Source organism: Wolbachia endosymbiont of Tuta absoluta, assembly GCF_059414725.1.
Genome location: NZ_JBNRJY010000101.1, coordinates 1 through 1845, shown reverse-complemented (window position 1 = coordinate 1845; position 1845 = coordinate 1). Strand labels below are relative to the sequence as shown.

Below are 1845 nucleotides of genomic sequence, written 5' to 3'. Positions count from 1 at the left end.
TGATGCATTTTTGAATATTGCAATTCCAGAACATATAATACAAAAAGTGGAAAAGGAAACCGGGAACAATCAAACTGTTAACTATGGTTTGAAATAACATTCGAAGTGAGCCGATGTCAAACCAGTGATAGAACATTGGTGGCACTTATAATGGGTGGCAAAATTCCAGACACCCAGCACATGAAACGTGGTCGTGTTCTAGAAGAAGTGAGGAGAACAGTTTCGAAAATCTTGAAGAAAAAGATAAAGAAGTGCGGTCTAATGTTAAACGCCAAGCACCCTATGATTGCTGGTTCCCCAGATGGAATATTTGAAGATAGCATAATCGAAATAAAATGCCCTACTAGTGAAAGTAGTCATAAAAATACATAAAAAAATGGAGAGGCTATAGAAAAATATTATGCCCAAATGCAGATTCAAATGTGAGGTACATTTGGCAGGCATAAAAATCTGCTATTATTGTGACCCAGATTTAAGTGAAATAAAAAAGTGCAGATAATAAGTGTGCCATTTAATCTTCTGTATGTTGATAATTTACTGGATAAGTTAATATCTTTTTGGAAAACCAATATTTATCCATTATTGTATAAAAGCATTTATATCTTTCATTTTATTAAAGAGTTTTGTAAATTAATTAAAGCACATGCTATAGTTACAATTTCATCAACTATTTTCACAAATTTTAAATTAATACATGCATGAGGTTTAAGCATATAAAATTCCCTTAGGCGTCGTATAACCAGTGTTGCCGCTTAGGAAAATAGAAAGTCCCCAGACATGTGTGGAAAAGTCGCTAGATTTGGCAAAAAAAAGACTAAAAATATCCGCTAGAAGTCGCTAGAATTTCAAATATTGGAAATTAAAAATATGTAAATAAAAAAGCGTTTTTCAAATTCAATACTTATTTATTAATTACTCAAACCAACTACGTCACGTCAAATCAACAAAAATTTCGTCATCTACTGTCGTCGCTAGTGCTTCGTTGTCGACTTCCACAATCTCTAAAGACGATGACGCGACACTAGAAGTTGAGGGCGTTTCTTTTGGCACTTTTTTTACAGTTTTGTTAATTTTGCTCAGGACATCGTCAGGCAGAACACAATTATGACAGTTACGTTTTGAAATTCTCAACTGATTCCTGATGAGGAGTATTGAGTTTAATGTAGTTGTTGTCAGCCTATTTCTCAGCTTATTCTTTACCAAGTTCATCTGACTGAACATGCGTTCTACCTCCGCGTTTGAATGCGGTAATGATAGCACTGTGATGGCCAAATCTGCTAGATCGATCGTGATTTTGTTTTGGAGGTCAATTATTTTTTGTCGCTTCCTGACATATGTTCCAAGGGGAAAGTTGTTCAGTTTATTGGTCTGCATGCATCCTATCAGTATTCGGCGGGCTGTGTCTTACACACTGTTTACGTGATTTTAGCGAGCAACTTCTTTTTTAGGGCGACCTGCAAAATGCTATACCAAAACGAAGCTATAAAAAGCTGCAAAGTAATATTTGTTCCTATTGATGAGTAAAAATTATCTTACAAGTTTTGCGTATCTATCCACGGACTAAAATACCTGGGTTTTTGGTCTACGTGAGTTTATTGATAAAGCCAAAAGAAAATCTACGACAATAAGAAAACTCTTTATCGTTATTTGTTAGAATCATAGAAGTATCTTTGGCTAATGCAGGATTTACTAAAAATAACTAAGGGTATCGATTAATTGCGAACAAAACAAACGCACTGCTTCATTTTCTGATTATGCAAACGAAATATCCTCTGAATGTAACTTTTGGCTCGAAGATGCATTTGCATCTGGTGGATCAGCAGGTTATGACCACAAAAAGATGGG

Annotated in this window: 3 protein-coding genes and 1 pseudogene; 3 read left to right on the top strand and 1 reads right to left on the bottom strand. The window is 35.0% G+C overall.

Annotated features, from left to right (window positions below; genetic code table 11):
* Positions 1–150: 150 nt before the first annotated feature.
* Positions 151–372, top strand: a complete 222-nt coding sequence (locus ACJ5GX_RS01230) for a YqaJ viral recombinase family protein (RefSeq protein ID WP_495292603.1) — start codon at positions 151–153, stop codon at positions 370–372.
* Between the two features lie 117 nt (positions 373–489).
* On the top strand, positions 490–702 hold the full coding sequence (locus ACJ5GX_RS01225; RefSeq protein WP_495292602.1) for a hypothetical protein: 213 nt from the start codon (positions 490–492) through the stop codon (positions 700–702).
* Between the two features lie 228 nt (positions 703–930).
* Here the strand turns inward: ACJ5GX_RS01225 and ACJ5GX_RS01220 are convergent, their stop codons facing one another.
* Positions 931–1209 (bottom strand): hypothetical protein, encoded by a 279-nt coding sequence (locus ACJ5GX_RS01220; RefSeq protein ID WP_495292601.1) that lies wholly within the window; start codon positions 1207–1209, stop codon positions 931–933.
* 517 nt (positions 1210–1726) lie between these two features.
* Here ACJ5GX_RS01220 and ACJ5GX_RS01215 point away from each other — a divergent pair.
* Positions 1727–1845, top strand: a pseudogene (locus ACJ5GX_RS01215) (NAD-glutamate dehydrogenase domain-containing protein); the annotation flags it as partial.

What these genes read in the sequence shown, in the direction of transcription:
- ACJ5GX_RS01230 (WP_495292603.1), top strand. Translation starts at nt 151, where the DNA reads ATGGGTGGCAAAATTCCAGACACCCAGCACATGAAACGTGGTCGTGTT.
- ACJ5GX_RS01220 (WP_495292601.1), bottom strand. Translation starts at nt 1,209, where the DNA reads ATGAACTTGGTAAAGAATAAGCTGAGAAATAGGCTGACAACAACTACA.